The organism is Pseudonocardia xishanensis, assembly GCF_039541715.1.
Classification (GTDB): domain Bacteria; phylum Actinomycetota; class Actinomycetes; order Mycobacteriales; family Pseudonocardiaceae; genus Pseudonocardia; species Pseudonocardia xishanensis.
Genome location: NZ_BAABGT010000099.1, coordinates 24,420 through 44,051 on the forward strand (window position 1 = coordinate 24,420; position 19,632 = coordinate 44,051).

Sequence of the window (19,632 nt, forward strand, 5' to 3'; positions counted from 1 at the left end):
CGGACCTACCGCACAAAAGTGCCGTTCGTGCGAGAAGGGCTCAGTAGTCGAAGTCCGGGTCCTCGGTGCGGGTGCGCTTGAGCTCGAAGAAGTGCGGCCACCCCGCGAGCAGGCGCGCGCCGTCGAACACCTTCCCGGCCTCCTCGCCGTGCGGCACCTTGGAGATGACCGGCCCGAAGAAGGCCACCCCGTCGACGTGGATCACCGGCGTGCCCACGTCCATGCCCACCGCGTCCATGCCCGAGTGGTGCTCGGACTTGAGCTTCTCGTCCCACGAGGAGTCGGTGGCCGCCTCGGCCAGCTCGGCGGGCAGACCCTGCTCCGCCAGCGCCTCCTCGACGACGACGTCGAAGTCCTTGTTGCCGCCGTTGTGGATCCGCTCACCCATCGCGCCGTAGAGCGGCCGGACGACCTGGCGCCCGTGCGCCTCGGCCGCGGCGATCAGCACGCGGACCGGGCCCCAGGCCTTCTTCATCATCTCGGCGTACTGCTCGGGGAGGTCCCGGCCGTCGTTGAGCACCGCGAGGCTCATCACGTGGAAGTCCAGCTCGACGTCTCGGACCTGCTCGACCTCCAGGATCCAGCGCGAGGTCAACCACGCCCAGGGACACAGCGGGTCCACCCAGATGTCGACCTTCGGTGTGGTGGTCTCCGTGCTGCTCACAGGCACTCCGTTCGTCGTCACAGCTCGTCCTTCAACGCTCAACCGTCATCACGGGCCGGGTGTTCCCGGATACCCCGTCACGGACGGCCGACCCGTGATTGGATGCGGTGGACCGCCCCCGGCCCCCGGAAGGACCGCCCACCGCTCATGGCCCCGCCCAACCTGACCCGGACCGACGCCGAGCTCCGGGCCGCCCTGCTGGCCGTCTCGTCGTACGCGGTCGACCTCGACCTGACCGACGGGAACGGCGCGCCGGGTGAGAAGACCTTCTCCACGACCGCGACGGTCCGCTTCACCGCCGCCGAGCCCGGCGCGGACAGCTGGATCGACTTCGTCGGCGCCGGCGTCGAGTCCGCCACGCTCAACGGCACCGCACTGGACGTCTCCGGCTACACCGAGGACGAGGGCATCGCCCTGCCGAACCTCGCCGCGGAGAACGAGCTCGTCGTCGTCGCGACCGGCGAGTACATGAACACCGGCGAGGGCCTGCACCGCTTCGTCGACCCGGTCGACGGCGCGGTCTACCTCTACTCCCAGTTCGAGACGGCGGACTGCAAGCGGCTCTTCGCCTGCTTCGACCAGCCGGACCTCAAGGCGCGCTACACGATCACCGTGACGGCCCCGGAGGACTGGAAGGTCGTCTCGAACGCCGTGGCCGAGGCGGACGGCGGCGTGCACCGCTTCGCCGAGACCGAGGTCATGTCGACCTACCTGGTCGCCCTGATCGCGGGCCCCTACGCGAGCTGGCACACCGAGCACGACGGCATCCCGCTCGGCATCTACTGCCGCTCCAGCCTCGCGCCGCACATGGACCACGAGCGGATCTTCACGGAGACGCGGCAGGGCTTCGACTTCTACCACCGCAACTTCGGGATCCGGTACCCGTTCGGCAAGTACGACCAGCTCTTCGTGCCGGAGTTCAACGCGGGGGCGATGGAGAACGCGGGCGCGGTGACCTTCCTGGAGGACTACGTCTTCCGGTCCCGGGTCACCCGCAGCCTCTACGAGCGCCGCGCCGAGACGATCCTGCACGAGATGGCGCACATGTGGTTCGGCGACCTCGTGACCATGCGCTGGTGGGACGACCTGTGGCTCAACGAGTCCTTCGCCACCTGGGCGTCGGTGCTCTGCCAGGCGGAGGCCACCGAGTACACCGAGGCGTGGACGACGTTCGCGAACGTCGAGAAGTCCTGGGCCTACCGCCAGGACCAGCTGCCGAGCACGCACCCGATCGCGGCGGACATCCCGGACCTGCAGGCCGTCGAGGTCAACTTCGACGGGATCACCTACGCCAAGGGCGCCTCGGTGCTCAAGCAGCTGGTGTCCTACGTGGGGCTCGAGCCCTTCATGGCCGGCCTGCGCGCGTACTTCGAGGCCCACCAGTGGGGCAACGCCACGTTCGACGACCTGTTGGGCGCCCTGGAGAAGGCCTCCGGCCGGGATCTCAGCGACTGGGGCGCGCAGTGGCTGCGCACCACCGGGCTGAACCTGCTGCGCCCGCAGTTCGAGGTGGACGCCGACGGCCGGTTCACCAGCTTCGAGATCGTCCAGGGCGGCGCCCGCCCGGGTGCGGGCGAGACCCGGACGCACCGCGTCGCCGTCGGCGTCTACGACGAGGACGGAGAAGGCCGGATCGTCCGGACCGAGCGCGTCGAGGTGGACGTCACCGGCGAGCGCACCGCCGTGAACGCGCTGGTCGGCACCCCTCAGGGCAAGCTCGTCCTGGTCAACGACGACGACCTCACCTACTGCGCGCTGCGCCTGGACCCGGCGTCGCTCACCACCCTGATCGACCGCATCGGGGACATCGCCGAGCCGCTCCCCCGCACCCTGTGCTGGTCGGCGGCCTGGGAGATGACCCGCGAGGCCGAGCTGAAGGCCCGGGACTTCGCCACGCTGGTCTCCGGCGGGTTCGCCCGCGAGACCGAGATCGGTGTGCTGCAGCGGCTGCTGCTGCAGGTCCAGACCGCCGTCGCCTCCTACGCGGACGAGACCTGGGCGGCCGAGACCGGCTGGCCCATGCTGACCTCCGCGCTCGTCGCCGGGTTCGACGCCGCCGAGGCCGGTTCGGACACCCAGCTCGCCCTGGTCAACTCCCTGGCGGGCTCGGTGCTGACCGAGGACGTGCTGGACCGGTTCGCCGCCTGGCTGGACGGGCGGGACGTCCCGGCGGGCCTGACCGTCGACACGGACCTGCGGTGGCGGCTGCTCACCGCGCTCGTCGCACACGGCAGGGCGGGTGAGCAGGCCATCGAGGCCGAGCACCGCCGCGACCCCACCGCGGCGGGCGAGCGGCAGGCCGAGCGCGGCCGGGCCCTCATCCCCACCGCCGAGGCGAAGGCCAGGGCCTGGGAGCGCGCCGTCTACGACGACGAGATCCCCAACGCCGTCAACGAGGCCATCATCGGCGGCTTCGCCCACCCGGCCCAGCGCGGTCTGCTCGGCGGGTACGTGGAGAAGTACTTCGCCGTCGTCGCCGAGGTGTGGCAGCGCCGGACGTCGGAGCGGGCGCAGAGCGTGGTGCTCGGCCTGTTCCCGAGCTGGGCGGTGGACAAGTCCACGGTCGACGCCGCGGACGCCTGGCTGGCGGACGAGTCCCATCCCCCGGCCCTGCGTCGGCTGGTGACCGAGGGTCGCGCCGGCATCGTGCGAGCCCTGGCGGCACGCGAGTTCGATCGCTCGTAATCGCGGCGAACGCCACACCGCAGGCCCCGGTCGGGCGATGCCGGGCCGGGGACCCGCGGGAAATGCTGGAGCCATGACAGCCGCCGGCCGCCCCGTCCTGCCCGGCAACCTCCGCACCCCGGCGCTCGTCGCGGTCGCGCTCGCCACGGTCGTCTTCGCCGTGCTGGGCGCGCACTACGCGGGTGACAGCGGCTACGGCCGGCTCGACGGGCACGCCGAGACCCTCGTGGACGACGCCGCAGGCTCCCACGTGAGCCTGCTGCAGCGGCTGACCCTGTTCGGCTCCCCGCCGCTCGTCGTGGTGGCCGCGTTCGTGCTCTGCGGGATCTGTCTCGCCCTGGGGCGGCGGAGGCTGGCGGCGGTCGCGATCGTCGGACCGGGGCTGACCGGGCTGGCCACCACGTTCCTCAAGCCCGCGATCGGCCGGACCATGGAGTTCGGCGGGTACGCCTACCCGAGCGGGCACACCGGCGGGGCCACGTCGATCGCACTGGTGGTGGCGCTGCTGCTGGTCAGCCTCGTCCGCCCCGGCCGAACGACGGGGATCGCCCTGGTCGTGACGATCGCCCTGGTCGCAGGCGGGACCATCGGTGCGGGCATGGTCGCGACGGGGGCGCACTACCCCACCGACACCGTCGGCGGCTTCTGCGTGGCGGTCGCGACCGTCCTCGGCAGCGCGCTGCTGCTGGAGCGTCTCGCCGGGTGGTGGCACGCCCGCCGAGCGTGATCGGCGGTTGCGTGTCCTCAGCGCTGTCGCCGCCGAGCCGCCGACACACGAACGGGGATCATGCCGCTCCGGGAGCACGAAACGTGCATTGCCCCGGACACCACGAGGGCCCCGCCGGGGAAGCGGGGCCCTCGTGGTGGGTCGTCCTAGCGGCGCAGCCCGAGCCTGGCGAGCAGACCCTTCTCGGGTTCCGCCGCGGCGTCCGCAGCTCGGTAGTGGCTGCAGACCTCGGCGCCGCAGGCGCCGCAGTCGTCTCCGGCCCGGTAGTGCTCGTGAGCCTCGGCGACGTGGCCACAGAGGCACAGGGCGGGTGGCGCCTGCGCAGGCGGCTGCGGCTCGACCGGGGGTGCGGTCGGGGCCGAGTCCTCCGGTGCCCGTGGGGCGGGCATCGTGAACCGTGTCTCGAGGTCGTCGATCGAGGGCAGACCCGTGGGAGGGGTCAGCACTGACGAGACGGACCCCGGGGTGTTGCCCTTGCGCGAACGGGGGGTGTTCGAGTCACCCATCTGGGATCCCTCCTTTCTGCCGACCGGCCTCGCGAGAGGCCGGAGTGCGGACAGTATGTCGCGCGCCGCCCCGGAAAGTCATCATCGAGAGCGGGGAGACGCCCAGTGGGGTCAGAGGTTGCCCCTACCGAGCGATTCCGTCGGTGACCGGTCGGGCAGCGTCGACGGCCGGATGACCACCCGTGCGGCGCAGCCCACCGGGTCCTCCACGGTGCGCAGGGTCAGGGACCCTCCCTGACCTTCGGCCAGCTCGCGGCTGATGTGCAGTCCGAGCCCGGAGCCGCCCGCCCTCGGGTCGCGAACCCCACGGGTCAACACGGTCTCCTCGCGGCCCGGAGGGAGCCCCGGCCCGCGGTCACGTACTTCGATTACCACGTTCTTCCGCTCTGGAAACGCTCGGATCGTCACCGGGGTTCCAGCAGCGTGTCGTTCACAGTTGGCCAACAGGTTCGTGACGATCTGCGCGACGACGGCCGAGTCCCCGCGGGCACCGAGGTCCGCGGGCACGTCCAGCGCGATGTCCCGGCCGCGGGCGCGCTGCAGCTCCACCAGGCCGCTGAGCATCGGCTCGAGGAGGTAGTCCTCTCCCGACTCCTCGGGGTCCACGGGCCCCGAGGTCGTCGCGCCCGCCAGCGCCTCCAGCCGGCTCGGATCCGTCGTGGACTCCAGGATGGTGTGCAGCCGCCCCAGCTCGGCCAGCACGGCGCTGCGCAGCCGCTCGTGGTCCGGCCCGTCCGCCTCCGCCGAGAGCAGGTGCGTGATGCCCGCCAGCCCGGCGAGCCCGTTGCGCAGCTCGTGGTTGCGCTCGGCCGAGTGCGCGGCGGCGCGTTCCATGTGGACCGCGGCCACCGCCAGCTCCTCCTGCTGCAGGAAGTTCTCCTCCTGCAGCCGCCGCACGCCCCGGCCGACCATCTGCATCAGCCCGATGAGCAACACGCCCAGCCCGACGAGCCGCAGCGTGGGGAACACCAGGTCCGTGACCGGGCTCCGGGCGACGTTCGCGATCCGGTACAGCTGTGCGCCCGCCAGGATCACCAGGCCCAGGCCCACCCGCAGGCGCGGCCCGCTCTGCCTGCGCGCGGCGTCCACCACCGCGAGCACGGCCGCGGCCACCCAGCCGACGACGACCACCACCGTGCTGACCGGCCCCGTGATCACCTCGGTGACGGGGCCGAGGTCCGGCACCAGGAACAGCGCCAGCACGGACGCGGCCGCCCCGCCGAGCATGATGGCCCAACCGCCCCAGGCCCCGAGGCTCCGTGGTGGACGCAGCGCGAAGACCAGCAGGATCAGTGCCGTGAAGTAGGCCAGCAGCCGGGACACCCGCTCCGCGCTCTGCGGGTCCGCGGTCGAGCCCACCGTCCACGGCAGCACGACCGCGCAGTAGAGGACGAGCGCGGCCGCCAGCCAGGCCAGCCGGGTGTCCCCCAGCACCCGCGACCCGACCAGCGCCGAGATCGCCGTGGCCGCGCCGACACCCGCGGCGACCAGGGTCAGGATGTCGACCGCGCGCTCCTGGTTCAGCCAGTCGAGCAGCCGAGGGCTGGACGCCAGCACGACGACGCCCGCGCACAGCGCCGCCAGGACCCCCACGTCCACGGCCAGGCGGGAGGTGAACCGGGCGCGCCGGAGCCTGCCCACCGCACTCGTGACACCCGTCGCCATGACGCCGGAGACCCCCCTCCGCGGCCCGTCGCACGACGTGCCGTTCATCCATCCTAGGGATGCGACCACACCGTCGGCAGCGGACGATGGACCTCGACCGAACGGCTGCGGGGCGAATACCCGACAGCCGCATGCCCCTGGCGGCTCAGCCTCCGGTGGCCTGCCGGTACAGCGCGACCGCCTCCAGCTGCGAGCCGACCTCGAGCTTGGTCAGCACGGCGCGGATCTGCGTGCGCACCGTCGCCAGCGACACCACGAAGTGGTCGGCCACGGCCTGGGCGCGTTTGCCCCGGGCCAGCTCGGCCAGCACCTCGCGTTCCCGCTGGGTCAACCGTCCGAGCTTCTCCGAGAGGTCCCGGCGCTCGGCCGTGCGGCGGCGCGAGACGTCGATGAACCGCTGCCTGCGGTCCTCCGACATGACCGGTCGCCCGGCCACCGCCTCCCGCACCGCCCCCAGCAGTGTGGGGAACGGGGCGTTCTTCGGGACCCAGGCCAGGGCGCCCGCATCCAGCGCCGACCCGATCCGGGCGGGGTCCGCGCTGCCGGACAGGACCAGGATCTGCCAGCCGCCCTGCACCAGCGGCACGACGAGCTCCACGCCGTCGATCCGGTTGCCCTCGGCGTCTCGCCCCAGGTCGAGGTCCAGCAGGACGAGCCCCGGCGACAGCCGCGCGGCCTCGGCGAGGATCCCGCGCTCGGCCGAGGGGCGGATCCGGGTCGCCTCGATGCCCTCGGTCTTGAGGCTGAGCACCAGCGAGGTCGCCACCAGCTCGTGGTCGTCCACGACGACCACGGACACGCCGCCACGCCGGCCGGGCTGGTCCGGGTCAGGTCGCGATGTCGGTTCGCTCATGGGCAACGACGTGGTCTTCCGCTCAGGGGCCGACGACCTGTCATGTACCAGCAACGACGAGACACCGGGAACGGTGCGTGCCGTTCCCGGGAACGAGGTCGCTACTCCGTGCCCACATGCTTACACCATATGGCTGACCACGAATAGGCATCACGCACGATTGCCGCATGACGCCCCGAAGGGGCCACGCGAGCGGGCGGCCGGAGGCTCAGCGGCGGTGACCGGCCTGGTCGGCCAGCATCCGCAGCCCGCTGAGCAGGCCACCGAAGAGGTCGCTCTCCTTGAAGGACGCGACCATGCTCATCACCGCGAGCTTGGCACCCCGGTCCGGCAGCCGCAGCTTCGCCTCGGACCCCGTGACCACCTCGACGACGCGCTGCGCCGGGCTGACCGCGACGAGCACGGCGCTGTCGGCGTTCTCCAGCGAAGCCTGCAGCTCGACGGCCTGCGCCTCCGGCTTCGGCCCCAGCTCGCCCAGGTAGATCGCGAACAGCAGGCCGGTGTCCCGGCTCGCCAGGGTCAGGGCCTCGTCCAGCCGAGCGAGCTGCTCGGTGCTGAAGGGCACCTTCCCGGTGGTGTCCGGCTCCGCGAAGACCACGGCGCTCGAGACCCGGCCGGACCCGGTGACGACCGAGCCCTCCGGCAGGTCGGCGGGATCGATCGTGGCGACCGTCCCGTGGGCGTGCTCACCAGTGGCCACGGGCACCTCCGGTCGTCGCGGTGGCGGACTCGACGTGCTCGGTGGGCGCAGGCAGGTGAGCGCCCTCCGGGTTGGCCGTCCACAGCACCGGCTCGTAGTCCCAGGCCTCGCCGGAGCGGTAGCGCGGCCGACGGCTCGCCTTGCGCCCCAGCGTCAACCCGAACACCACGGCGTAGATCACCACGGGCGGCAGCACGAAGGCCAGCACCGTCTGCACCACAGTCACGGCGGTGAACCTACCCGACTCGACTCCGACACGGTGTAGAAGGTCGGTCACACGCCCGGTTCGCACGGGAACACGCCCGCCCGCACGGCCGCCTGGAGGTCCTCGTAGTCCCGCTCGGTCTGGTCGGCGTAGGCGCGGGCGAAGCGGCACAACGCCCTGCGGACCCTCCCCCCGCCGCCGAGATAGCCCGCGATCATGGATGCGCCGCTGGTCCGGGCGTGGCCCTTGGCCAGCAGCAGGCCGCAGATGGCGGCGTAGTCCATGAGGCCCGCGGGTTCCATGTCGTCCAGGTCGAAGGAGCCCTTCATGTCCCGGAACTGGCGGACGTAGTACTGCCGGTCCCCCACCGTCGTCCAGCCCAGCAGTGGGTCGGAGACGGTCTGCAGCGCCTGCTGGTACTCGACCACCCGCTGGCCCTGGTGCTCGTGCAGCGCGGTCTCGCCGTGCACGAACGGCGCGATCACCGAGCGGCGGGCCTGCTTGAGCTGCAGGAACAGCACGTCGTCGGGCCCGGAGCCCTCGCAGAGGGCGATGTAGGCGCGCAGCCCGACCGACCCCACGCCGACCACCTTGTGCGCCACGTCCACCACCTTGTACCCGCCGACCACGCGCGACCAGTGGGGCGGGAGGGTGTTCAGGTAGTCGTCGAGGGCGAGCACGATCCGCTCGTACTGCTCCGGTTCGGGGCGGGTGATGAGCGGCGGCTCGGCGACGATCTCGCGGCCCTCGCCCCCGGTGAAGCGCGGCAGTGCCCGGTCGCTGGTGCGGCGGCGGGCCTTGCGGGCGGCCTCGGCGATGGCGCGCCTGCTGCCCTTGCGGGGCGCGTTCTCCTCGAGGAAGTCGGCCTCGATGCGTTCGTAGGAGCGGCCCAGCAGCGGCGCGGAGGCGAGCCTGCGCAACGATCGACGGTAGGCGTCCACGCACCGGGCGACGGCCGCCCCGCACTCCTCCTCGGTCGCCGAGCACTGCCTGCCCGCGACATGGATGCTGACCGCGAGCCTGCGCAGGTCCCACTCCCAGGCGCCGGGGTGGGCCTCGTCGAAGTCGTTGAGGTCGAAGACGAGGTCGCGCTCGGGCGAGGCGTAGAAGCCGAAGTTGCCCAGGTGGGCGTCGCCGCAGACGACGGGCTGGATCCCGGTGGCGGGCAACGTCGAGAAGTCCGCGGCGTGCAGGTGCGCGGCTCCGCGCAGGAAGGCGAAGGGGCTCGCCGTCATCCGCCCGATCCGGATGGGGATCAGCCGGTCGACCCGGCCCTCGTTGGTGAGCCGCACCGACCCGACGGCCCCGATCCGCCGGTTCGCGGGCGACCACGCGGCCATCGCCTCGCGCGGCACCTGCTCGCGCAGCTCCTTCCCGAGGGCCTGCCGGGCCTCCCGGGGCAGGGCGGGCGCGGACAGCAGGGCGAAGCCGTCCCGCTGTCGTGGGTCCAACGAGGCGAGGACGGTGTGCCGCATGGTGGAGTGATACTCCGTCGGCGCCACCTGTGGGCGATCCGTCGCCGCCGGTGATCGACTGGTCACCCTCCCGGGTTGTTCGGCGGAGGCTCGGGCACGACGATGGACCGATGCAGATCCGGCGGTCGGCGCTCGCCCTCGTCGCGGCGGCGGCCCTGGGCGGGCTGACCGCCTGCGGCTCCTCCGTGGAGACGGCGCAGTGCGACCTGGCCTCGACGGCCCTGAACGCCGGACAGCTGGCCACCGCCGCCGAGCTGTACGCCCGCGCCCAGCAGTCCGGCGAGGGCACCTGCGCGGACACCGGGCTGGACGCCGTCGGCAACCGGTACGCCTCCGCCTTCCGCGAGTCCGCCCGCGGCACCGCGCTGGAGGTCGTCGCGGACGACGAGGGCGCCCGGGCCGCCTACCAGTCCGCGCTCGCGCTGGACCAGAACAACCAGCCCGCGATGAACGGCCTGACCCGCCTCGGCACGCCCCAGGAGCAGCGGGTCACCTCGCTGGCCCTGCCCGCGGTCGCGCCCTACCCGCAGGCGAGCTGGTGGACGGGCTGGCCGATCGTGCTCCCGACCTTCCTGCTCGCTGTGGCCGCCCTGGTGCTCGGCGGGCTGATGTGGCGGCGCGCGCCCTCGCCGGAGGGGCCGTGGCTCACCCAACGGCACGCCCCGCAGCGGGGGTCGTCGTGGAGGCGCGGGCGGCGCGGTGGGAAGGCCGGCCCCGAGACGGACGAGGACTGGCTCGACGAGCCGCGGGAAGGCCGCTCGACGGGTCGTCGGCGCCCCGGCGCAGCAGCCGCGCAACCGGACGACGCGGAAGACCGACCGCGCCCCGCGGAGCCCGAGGCACGCGCCGAGCCACGCCCCCGCCCGACACCGCCCGCGGACGCGCTGACCCGCGCACTCCGCCCGATCAGGGACCACGAGGCCCGCACCGACCCGCTCACCGTCGTCACGCCCCGCCCCCAGGGCCTGGACCTGGGCCGCAAGGACGACCCACCGGGCGAACGGCACCCCGAGCCCGAGGACGACCCCGACCGAGCCGCGGCCCGTCGTCCCGCCGAGGACGCCACCCACGACCAGCCCGCGAGCCCGGCGGAACCCTCCGGTCGCAGCCGGCCCGCACCCGGCCCGACCGAGCCGGGAGCACATGAGACCGCCGGATCCGAACCGCCCCCGCCGGGCGCCGCCGAGCCCCGGTCCGCCGAACCCCAGCCCGCCGAACCCGCGCCCCCCGAGCGCCCGGCGCCCAGCGCGCCCCCACCCGACCCCACCCTCACCGGCGAGATCGGCCAGCTCCAACGCCTCGTCGACCGCAGCGTGCGCACCGACACCCGCCCCGTCGCCCGCCGGTACTTCGCCTCCGGCGTGGACGTGCCGGGGCCCGCGGTGGCCGTCACCCTCGCGATCTGCGACGTCGAGCTCACCGGCTCGACCCCCGACGCTCAGCGGCTCCTCTGCGTCCAGCGGCTCGTCGCGGCCGCGATCCCCGGCGGGGACTGGACGCCGGAGACCGGCGTGGACTGGCTCGGGCAGGTGCGCGAGGACGTCGCGCACCGCGAGGTCGGCGAGATCCGCGACCATGACGAACGGCTCTGGGCCACCGAACCCCGCCCGGACGACCGGGCGCTGCTGCGCGACCTCGACCTCAGCAGGCCCGCCTGGGTCCCCCTGCTCACCGGCGGCGACCCCACCCCCGACGTGCCGCTGCAACGACCCTCGACCGCCCGGTCCAGCGCGTTGCAGGCGGCGATGCTGGGCCGGGAGAGCCTGCTCAGCCCCGAGGCCCGACCCTCCCGGGTCCGGGTGATCGCCCTGGTGGACGCGCTGCTCGTCGGGTCGACGGTGACCAACGCCCGGGTGGACGTCCAGCGGAACGAGGTCGTGGCCCTCGCCGCGGCCGAGTCGGTGGAGTACGCCCTGGCCCGCGAGCTGGTCGCGCTGGACGGTCAGTAGGCGGGGAGGATCCCCTGCTCACGGGCCTCGGCCAGCGTCGGCGCGTCCCGGTCCTTGTCCGACAGGATCAGCTCCATGTCCGCGGGCCACGGCAGCCCCAGGGCCGGGTCCACGGGCGAGATCCCGTGCTCCGCCTTCGGGTTGTACGGCGTGGAGCACAGGTAGGCCATCACGGTGGGCTCCTCGAGCGCGACGAAGGCGTGCCCCAGACCCTCGGTGAGGTAGACCGCGTTGAGCCGCTCGGAGTCCAGCTCCACCGCCTCCCACCGCCCGAAGGTGGGCGAGCCGACCCGGACGTCCACGATCACGTCGAGCAACCGCCCCGAGGGGCAGTAGACGTACTTCGCCTGCCCCGGAGGGACGTCGGCGAAGTGCACCCCGCGCACCACCCCGCGCGCCGAGCGGGAGTGGTTCGTCTGTTGCGTGACCAGCTCGAACCCGAGCGCCTCCCGGAACACCGGCCCCTGGTACGGCGCCACGAACACCCCACGCCGGTCCGGGAACACCGACGGCTCGAACGCCCACGCCCCCGGGATCGACAGCTCGCGGTACTTCACGCGGTCACCCCGCTCTTGATGGGCTCCCACCACGGCCGGTTGTCCCGGTACCAGGCCACCGTCTCCGCCAGTCCCTGGTCGAACGTGTGCTGCGGCGAGTAGCCCAGCTCGGAATGGATCTTGGACCAGTCCACCGAGTAGCGCCGGTCGTGCCCCTTGCGGTCCTGCACCGGCTCGACCGAGGTCCAGTCCCGGCCGACCGCCTCGAGCAGCAGCTCCGTCAGGCGGCGGTTGGTCAGCTCCGTCCCCCCGCCGATGTTGTAGATCTCCCCCGCCCGGCCACCCTCGGCGACCAGCGCGATCCCGCGGCAGTGGTCGTCCACGTGCAGCCAGTCCCGCACGTTCAGCCCGTCCCCGTACAGCGGAACCTTCCGGTCGTCCAGGAGGTTGGTCACGAACAGCGGGATGACCTTCTCCGGGAACTGGAACGGCCCGTAGTTGTTGGAGCACCGCGTGATCGACACGTCCAGCCCGTGGGTCCGGAAGTACGACCGTGCCAGCAGGTCCGACCCCGCCTTCGACGCCGAGTACGGCGAGTTCGGCAACAACGGATCCGTCTCCGGCCACGAGCCCTCCGCGATCGACCCGTACACCTCGTCGGTGGAGACGTGGACGAACTTGCGCACGCCCGCGTCCAACGCGGCCTGCAGCAGCACCTGCGTCCCGACCACGTTGGTGGACACGAAGTCCGCCGCCCCCGTGATCGACCGGTCGACGTGGGACTCGGCGGCGAAGTGCACCACGAGGTCCACCCCCACCATCGCCTTGGCGACGGCGTCCGGGTCCCGGATGTCTCCCACCACCAGCTCCACGGCCGAGTCGGAAAGGCACCCGGCCAGGTTCTCCCGCCGCCCGGCGTAGGTGAGCAGGTCCAGCACCCGCACCTCACCCGCCAGCGCGGGATACACCCCCGAGACCAGGGACCGCACGAAGTGCGATCCGATGAACCCGGCTCCGCCCGTCACGAGAACATGCACCGGGCGAGGCTATCGACCGACCACGAGGGGCCCGGCGGGGCCGGCAGACTCCCCGGCCACGGTCGCCGACGGCATCGCCGAGCCGCAGGTGCGCTGGCCGACCGTCCCGGTCGTATCGCACCTGGAAGGATGACGGCCGTGCGCGCGATCATCCTGGGAGCAGGCGGCCAGCTCGGCCGGGCGCTGACCCGCGCCCTGCCCACCGCGACGGCGCTCTCCCGCGCGGAGTTCGACCTGAGCGATCCCGCCGCCCTCGACTGGTCCCGTTACGACACGGTGATCAACGCCGCGGCCTACACGAAGGTCGACCAGGCCGAGACGGACCGCGCGGCGGCCTGGGCGGCGAACGCGACCGGTCCCGCGTCGCTCGCCCGCATCGCCACGGCACACGACCTGCGCCTGGTCCACGTCTCCACCGAGTACGTCTTCGACGGCACCCACGAGGGCCCGATGGACGAGGACGTCGAGATCGCCCCGCTCAGCGCCTACGGTGCATCCAAGGCGGCGGGGGACCTCGCGGTCTCGGTCGCCCCGAGACACTGGATCGTCCGGCCCACCTGGGTGATCGGGGACGGGGCCAACTTCGCCCGCACCATGCGCACCCTGGCCGAACGCGGCGTCTCACCCACCGTCGTCGCCGACCAGATCGGCCGCCCCACCCTGGCCTCGGACCTCGCCGCGGGCATCCCGGCCCTGCTCGACGCCGAACCCGGCACCTACCACCTGACGAACAGCGGGCCCGCCGTCAGCTGGGCGGACGTGGCACGCTTCGTCTTCGAACGGTCGGGGCGCTCGCGGACCGACGTCACCGACACCACCACGGCCGAGTACTTCGCCGACAAGCCGGCGGCCGCTGCCCGCCCACTGAACTCCGTACTGGACACGACCAAGGCCGAGAAGGCGGGCGTCACGCTCCCGGACTGGCGCGAGAGCCTGGAGGCCTGGCTGTCATGAAGGGCATCGTCCTCGCAGGCGGGACCGGCACCCGGCTGCACCCGATCACCCGCGGGGTGTCGAAGCAGCTGCTGCCCGTCTACGACAAGCCGATGATCTACTATCCGCTCTCCACGCTGATGCTGGCGGGCATCCGCGAGATCCTGGTGATCACCACCCCCGAGGACGCCCCGATGTTCCACCGCCTCCTCGGCGACGGCTCCGAGTTCGGCCTCGACCTCCGCTACGCCACCCAGGCCGCCCCCAACGGCATCGCCGAGGCGTTCCTCCTGGGCGAGGACCACATCGACGGCGACTCCGTCGCGCTCGTGCTGGGCGACAACATCTTCCACGGCCCCGGCTTCTCCGGCATGCTCCGCGACGCCCGGGCAGGCATCGGCCGCGAAGGCGACGGCTGCGTCCTGTTCGGCTACCCCGTGAAGGACCCCGAGCGGTACGGCGTCGGCGAGGCCGACCGGACCGGCAGGCTGATCTCGATCGAGGAGAAGCCCGACAAGCCCCGCTCGGACCGCGCCATCACCGGCCTCTACCTCTACGACGGCGAAGCGGTCGAGCGAGCCAAGGCCCTCACCCCGAGCGCCCGCGGCGAGCTGGAGATCACCGACCTCAACCGCGCCTACATGGAGGACGGCCGCGCCCGCCTCGTCGACCTCGGCCGCGGCTTCGCCTGGCTGGACACCGGCACGCACGAGTCGCTGACCGAGGCGGGCCAGTACGTGCAGATCCTGGAGAACCGCCAGGGCATCCGCATCGCCTGCCTCGAGGAGGTGGCGCTGCGGATGGGGTTCATCGACGCCGAGGCCTGCTACGCGCTGGGTGAGAAGCAGGGCAAGAACGGCTACGGGCAGTACGTGATGCAGGTTGCTCGGTCGATGGGCGGCTGACCGAGCGCGGTCGCACGGCACGACCCCGCGGTCGACGAGTCGCGACCTTTCGCTGACTCTGCGTGAGCACCGCGCGGCAATGGAGTGCAGGCATCACCCGAATGCCGACGAATGCCGAGTGCCCGCTGTAACGGGCGCCACAGTGGCGGCGAGTTCTGTGCCGAAGGGAGCTCCCCCTCACTCGGGCGAGTGACGGTCTCCTGACAACGGCAGAAGGACCCCACGTGAGCATCAATGGCGAGCACACGCGTTCCGAATCCCTCCCGGCCGACGCCTCGGCGCGGCCGCGGCCGACCGCGGCGACGGTCTCGACCGCGATTCCCCGCCCTCGATCGGCGCGACGAGGCGTCGATCAGATCAGCATGAACGTCACCCTCTTCGGCCTCGGCTACGTCGGCTCGGTCACGGCAGCCTGCCTCGCCCACCGCGGACACCACGTGGTGGGCGTCGACACCGATCAGGCCAAAGTCGACACGCTGAACCTCGGGATGGCGACGGTGGTCGAACCCGATCTCGATCCGATCGTCCAGACCATGGTTCGAGCGGGCACCCTCATCGCGACCACGCGCGCCGACGCGGCCCTGGTGGACTCCGACATCTCGCTGGTCTGCGTCGGGACTCCGTCCGCCGCGAACGGCGGCACCGACCTGACCCACCTGCGCCGTGTCGTCGAGGACATCGGACGAGCACTCGCCGGAGAGACCCGACCACACACGGTCGTCGTCCGGTCGACCGTCCCACCGGGGACGGTCGAGGATGTGGTCCGCCCGCTGCTGGAACGGACGTCCGGGCGGACCGTCGGAGACGACCTCCACATCGCGATGTGCCCCGAGTTCCTCCGCGAGGGCTCCGGTGTCACGGACTTCTTCCACCCCCCGATGCTCGTCATCGGCGGGTCGGACGTCTCGGCAGCGAGGGTGCGCGAGCTGTTCGGGTTCCTCGACTGCACCGTCCGCGTCGTGGACATCCGGGCGGCGGAGAGTGTCAAGTACGCCTCCAATGCCTTCCACGCCCTCAAGGTGGCGTTCACCAACGAGCTGTCCCGGCTCTACCGGGTGCTCGACGTCGACGCCCGGGAGGTCATGGAGGTGTTCGTCCAGGACCGGCAGCTGAACGTGTCCACGGCGTACCTGCGGCCGGGGTTCGCCTTCGGCGGTTCCTGCCTGCCCAAGGACGTGCGCAGCCTGCTGTATCTCGCCCGGATGAACTCGATCACCCTGCCCGTCCTCGAGGGCACCCTGACCTCCAACGACATGCAGGTCCGCGACGTGGCGGACCGGGTCGTGGCGGCCGTCGACGAGGCGGGCGGACACAACCGGGGGGTCGCCCTGCTCGGGTTGTCCTTCAAGAACCTCACCGACGACCTCCGGGAGAGTCCGAACGTCGCGCTGGCCGAGCTGTTGATCGGCAAGGGACTCGACGTCCGTATCCACGACCCGGTCGTCACCCTGTCCCGGCTGTCCGGGGCCAACCTGCGCTATGTCGACGCCAAGCTGCCCCACCTGCGCCGGGTGCTCCACGACCGGGCCGCGGACGCCCTGGACGGCGCCCACGTCGCGGTCGTGTCGTGCACCTCGTCGGAGGTGGTCGACGCGGTTCTCGACGTGCCACCGCCCGTGGTGGTCGACCTGGCGGGAACCTGTCCCGAGCTCGAGGCCCTCCCCGGCTACGAGGGGGTCGGCTGGTGAGCCGGGCGGAGCGGCGCAGGCACGTCTGCATCGTCGTCCAGAACCTGCCGGTGCCGTTCGACCGACGTGTCTGGCTGGAGTGCCTCGCGCTGGTCGACGCGGGCTACGCCGTGTCCGTCGTGTGTCCGCGCGGACCGGGCGAACCGGCCACGCGGGACCTCCAGGGCGTCCACATCGTCACCTACGGCGCCTTCCCGCCCGTCACCCGCCAGGTGATGTTCCTGGCCGAGTACGCCTACTCGATCCTCTGCACGCTGCTCTGCCTCGCGCGGGTGTGGCGGCGCGCGCCCTTCGGCACCGTGCAGGTGTGCAACCCCCCCGACGTGCTCTGGGTGGCGACGCTGCCCTTCCAGGCGCTGGGGGCACGCCTCGTCTACGACCAGCACGACCTGTGTCCGGAGCTGTACCTTTCCCGGTTCGAGGAGCCCGCCCGCCTGCCCCACCGCGCTCTGCTGCTCGCCGAGCGGATGACCTACCTGCTCGCCACCCAGGTGATCTCCACGAACGAGTCGTACCGCAGGGTCGCCCTCACCCGGGGGCGGAAACGGCCGGACCGGGTCACCGTCGTGCGCACCGGGCCCGATCCCGACCGGCTGCGACGCGGCGAGCCCCGCCCCGAGCTCCGCCGGGGGTTCCCCCATCTGCTCGTCTACATCGGGGTGATGGGCCCGCAGGACGGAGTGGACGTGGCGATCCGGGCCCTCGACCACATCGTGCGGGTCCGTGGCCGCTCGGACATCGGGATGACCCTGATCGGGGACGGCGACGCCGCCCCCGAGCTGCGCAGGCTCACCACCGAGCTCGGGTTGGACGAGTACGTCCAGTTCACCGGGCGGCTCCCGGACGAGGACGTCAGGCAGGTCATGTCGACCGCGGACATCGGGCTGTCGCCGGACCCGAAGAACGCCCTCAACGACGTGTCCACCATGAACAAGACCATGGAGTACATGGCGTTCGAGCTGCCCGTCGTGGCGTTCGACCTGATCGAGACCCGCGTCTCCGCGGGAGGCGCGGCCGTCTACGCGACACCCAACCGGATCGAGGAGTACGCAGGTGCCGTGCTCGACCTGCTGGCGGACGATGCGCTCCGGGCCGAGATGGGCAAGATCGGCCGGGAACGGGTCGAGCGGGAGCTCGCCTGGCGGACGCAGGTCCCCGCCTACGTGGGTGTGTACGACCGACTGACCCGACGCTGAGGGGACCCTGATCCATGTGCGGCATCGCCGGCACCTATCTGCGCCTCGACGGAGGGCCGCTCACCGCCCGGATGACCACGGCGTTGGCCCACCGGGGTCCGGACGGCGCGGGCACCTACCGGCACCGCGCCGGTGCGGGCGAGGTCCACCTGGGCCATCGGCGGCTGTCCATCGTCGACCTGTCCCCCACCGGGGCCCAGCCGATGGTGGCCGACGGGCTCGCTCTCAGCTACAACGGCGAGCTGTACAACGCGCCCCGGCTCCGGGCCGAGCTCACCGGGCTCGGGGTCCGCTTCCGCGGCACCTCCGACACCGAGGTGCTGCTGCAGGCCTGGCGCCGCTGGGGGACGGACTGCCTGCCCCGGTTGCGCGGGATGTTCGCCTTCGCGATCTTCGACGAACGCACCGGCGAGCTGGTGCTGGCCCGCGACCAGCTCGGCGTCAAACCGCTGTTCGTGGTCCGCTCCGACGACGGGATCGCCTTCGCGAGTGAGCTCAAGGCTCTGGCGGGCGCGCTGCCGGGCGGGCTGACGGTGGACGGGTCCGCGCTCGTCGCCTCACTGCTCTACTACTGGGTCCCGGACTCACGGTGCGCCTACCGGGAGGCCGAGAAGCTGCCACCCGGGTCCTGGATCCGGTTCCGGCCCGACGGACGGACCCAGCGCGGCACCTACTGGTCGCTGCGGGAGGAGGCCGAGGCCGGTGCCGCGCGGGAGCCGCTGACGGTCGAGGAGCTCCACGAGGTGGTGGCGGAGTCGACCCGCTGCCACCTGCTCGCCGACGTCCCGGTGGCGACCTTCCTGTCCGGTGGGCTCGACTCGAGCTATCTCACCGCGCTCGCGGCCCGCGACTCACCCGGCATCGCGGCGTACACGATCTCCTTCCGCGAGGAGGACGCGCGCTTCGAGGCGATGCCCGACGACCTGAGGTATGCCCGCCTGGTCGCCGAGCGCTTCGGGGTGGACCTCCGGGAGATCAGGATCGCCCCGGACGTCCTCGAGCTGCTGCCCCGGATGACCAGCGCTCTCGACGAGCCCATCGGCGACCCGGCGGCGATCAACTCGTTCCTGATCTGTGAGGCCGCCCGTGCCGCGGGCATCAAGGTCATGCTCTCCGGGATGGGAGCGGACGAGCTCTTCGCGGGCTACCGCAAACACCTCGCCAACGTCCTCGGGGTCCGGTACCGCCGCCTCCCCGCGGGCGTGCGGCACGCGGTCGGCTCGGTCGTCGACGCCCTCCCGGTGGCCTCGGCCCGCCGCGGCTACCGCTCCGCCCGCTTCGCGAAGCGGTTCGTCTCCTTCGCCGACCTCCCCGAGGAGGAGGCCTTCCGGCGCAGCTACACGATGTACGACCGGGCCGAGCTCCTCGATCTCGTGCACCCCGACCTCGCCCCCGCCGTGGACGAGGTCCTCGACGAGCACGCTCGCACGTACCGGGACACCGACCTGACCGACCATGTCAACCGGATGTGCCTGGCCGACGCGCGGCTGTTCCTCCCCGGGCTCAACCTGACCTACACCGACCGGGCGACCATGGCGGCCTCGACCGAGGTGCGGGTGCCCTTCGTCGACGTCGAGGTGGTCCGCGCCGCGTTCCGCATCCCGGGCGACCGCAAGATCGAGCGGCGGCAGGGCAAGGCCGCGCTCAAGCGGGCCGCCCTCACCGTCCTGCCCCCGGAGATCGTGTACCGCCCGAAAGGGCTGTTCAGCGCCCCGCTGCGGGCCTGGATGAGTCGCGACCTCGCCGGACTCGTTCGCGAGACGGTCGAGGAGGGCCTCCTGGTGTCCTCCGGTCTGCTGGACCGGGCGGCGCTGCGCCGCCTGGTCGCCGAGGACGCGACCGGCCGCGAGGACCGGGCCAAGCATCTCTGGCACATCGTCACGCTCGAGCACTGGTACCGCGGCGCGGTCGTCGCCGACGGCGCCCACGCGGCGTAGGGGGAAGTAG

At 72.4% G+C, this 19,632-nt stretch carries 17 protein-coding genes; 8 read left to right on the forward strand and 9 right to left on the reverse strand.

The window, feature by feature from the left end; all coding sequences use genetic code 11:
• Positions 1-40: 40 nt before the first annotated feature.
• Complete coding sequence (locus ABD993_RS29820) at positions 41-664, reverse strand: mycothiol-dependent nitroreductase Rv2466c family protein (protein WP_345425899.1); 624 nt, start codon at positions 662-664, stop codon at positions 41-43.
• A 147-nt stretch (positions 665-811) separates the two neighbouring features.
• Here ABD993_RS29820 and pepN point away from each other — a divergent pair, with 147 nt between their 5' ends.
• Complete coding sequence (pepN, locus tag ABD993_RS29825) at positions 812-3,349, forward strand: aminopeptidase N (protein WP_345425901.1); 2,538 nt, start codon at positions 812-814, stop codon at positions 3,347-3,349.
• Positions 3,350-3,422: 73 nt separating this feature from the next.
• The gene (locus ABD993_RS29830; RefSeq protein ID WP_345425903.1) at positions 3,423-4,076 is read left to right on the forward strand and encodes a phosphatase PAP2 family protein; all 654 of its coding nucleotides are present in this window, start codon (positions 3,423-3,425) and stop codon (positions 4,074-4,076) included.
• A 146-nt stretch (positions 4,077-4,222) separates the two neighbouring features.
• On the opposite strand, the gene ABD993_RS29835 is transcribed toward ABD993_RS29830, so the two are convergent.
• From ABD993_RS29835 to ABD993_RS29860, 6 genes are all read right to left on the reverse strand, one after another.
• On the reverse strand, positions 4,223-4,582 hold the full coding sequence (locus ABD993_RS29835) for a hypothetical protein (RefSeq protein ID WP_345425905.1): 360 nt from the start codon (positions 4,580-4,582) through the stop codon (positions 4,223-4,225).
• A gap of 111 nt (positions 4,583-4,693) precedes the next feature.
• The gene (locus ABD993_RS29840) at positions 4,694-6,247 is read right to left on the reverse strand and encodes a sensor histidine kinase (protein ID WP_345425907.1); all 1,554 of its coding nucleotides are present in this window, start codon (positions 6,245-6,247) and stop codon (positions 4,694-4,696) included.
• Positions 6,248-6,392: 145 nt separating this feature from the next.
• Positions 6,393-7,046, reverse strand: a complete 654-nt coding sequence (locus tag ABD993_RS29845; protein WP_345425909.1) for a LuxR C-terminal-related transcriptional regulator — start codon at positions 7,044-7,046, stop codon at positions 6,393-6,395.
• 262 nt (positions 7,047-7,308) lie between these two features.
• Positions 7,309-7,800, reverse strand: coding sequence for a DUF5130 family protein (locus tag ABD993_RS29850; protein ID WP_345425911.1), 492 nt, complete (start codon positions 7,798-7,800; stop codon positions 7,309-7,311).
• The gene (gene ctaJ / locus ABD993_RS29855) at positions 7,787-8,026 is read right to left on the reverse strand and encodes an aa3-type cytochrome oxidase subunit CtaJ (protein ID WP_345425913.1); all 240 of its coding nucleotides are present in this window, start codon (positions 8,024-8,026) and stop codon (positions 7,787-7,789) included. Before ctaJ ends, ABD993_RS29850 begins: the two co-directional genes overlap by 14 nt.
• Before the next feature lie 47 nt (positions 8,027-8,073).
• Positions 8,074-9,480, reverse strand: coding sequence for a DUF2252 domain-containing protein (locus ABD993_RS29860; RefSeq protein WP_345425915.1), 1,407 nt, complete (start codon positions 9,478-9,480; stop codon positions 8,074-8,076).
• A 110-nt stretch (positions 9,481-9,590) separates the two neighbouring features.
• Between ABD993_RS29860 and ABD993_RS29865 the strand changes: the two genes are divergently transcribed.
• Positions 9,591-11,429 carry a hypothetical protein gene (locus ABD993_RS29865; protein ID WP_345425917.1) on the forward strand — a complete coding sequence of 613 codons (1,839 nt, stop codon included), beginning with the start codon at positions 9,591-9,593 and terminating at the stop codon, positions 11,427-11,429.
• Here ABD993_RS29865 and ABD993_RS29870 read toward each other — a convergent pair.
• Together ABD993_RS29870 and rfbB are read right to left on the reverse strand one after the other, a co-directional pair.
• The gene (locus ABD993_RS29870) at positions 11,423-11,986 is read right to left on the reverse strand and encodes a dTDP-4-dehydrorhamnose 3,5-epimerase family protein (protein WP_345425919.1); all 564 of its coding nucleotides are present in this window, start codon (positions 11,984-11,986) and stop codon (positions 11,423-11,425) included. The two genes, ABD993_RS29865 and ABD993_RS29870, sit on opposite strands and share 7 nt — an antisense overlap.
• A complete protein-coding gene (gene rfbB / locus ABD993_RS29875) occupies positions 11,983-12,963 on the reverse strand; it encodes a dTDP-glucose 4,6-dehydratase (RefSeq protein ID WP_345425921.1) in 981 nt (326 codons plus the stop codon). Before rfbB ends, ABD993_RS29870 begins: the two co-directional genes overlap by 4 nt.
• Positions 12,964-13,101: 138 nt before the next feature.
• Here rfbB and rfbD point away from each other — a divergent pair, with 138 nt between their 5' ends.
• The 5 genes from rfbD to asnB all read left to right on the forward strand — a co-directional run bounded on the left by rfbD (position 13,102) and on the right by asnB (position 19,622).
• Entirely contained in the window at positions 13,102-13,917 is an 816-nt protein-coding gene (gene rfbD / locus ABD993_RS29880) for a dTDP-4-dehydrorhamnose reductase (protein ID WP_345425923.1), read from the forward strand.
• Positions 13,914-14,801: a glucose-1-phosphate thymidylyltransferase RfbA gene (gene rfbA, locus ABD993_RS29885; protein ID WP_345425925.1), complete on the forward strand. Its 888-nt coding sequence runs from the start codon at positions 13,914-13,916 to the stop codon at positions 14,799-14,801. The genes rfbD and rfbA overlap by 4 nt, the downstream gene beginning before the upstream one ends.
• Before the next feature lie 362 nt (positions 14,802-15,163).
• Complete coding sequence (locus tag ABD993_RS29890; protein WP_345425927.1) at positions 15,164-16,489, forward strand: nucleotide sugar dehydrogenase; 1,326 nt, start codon at positions 15,164-15,166, stop codon at positions 16,487-16,489.
• Positions 16,486-17,685 carry a glycosyltransferase family 4 protein gene (locus ABD993_RS29895; protein WP_345425929.1) on the forward strand — a complete coding sequence of 400 codons (1,200 nt, stop codon included), beginning with the start codon at positions 16,486-16,488 and terminating at the stop codon, positions 17,683-17,685. The genes ABD993_RS29890 and ABD993_RS29895 overlap by 4 nt, the downstream gene beginning before the upstream one ends.
• A 14-nt stretch (positions 17,686-17,699) precedes the next feature.
• Positions 17,700-19,622: an asparagine synthase (glutamine-hydrolyzing) gene (gene asnB / locus ABD993_RS29900; RefSeq protein WP_345425931.1), complete on the forward strand. Its 1,923-nt coding sequence runs from the start codon at positions 17,700-17,702 to the stop codon at positions 19,620-19,622.
• Positions 19,623-19,632: the final 10 nt, after the last annotated feature.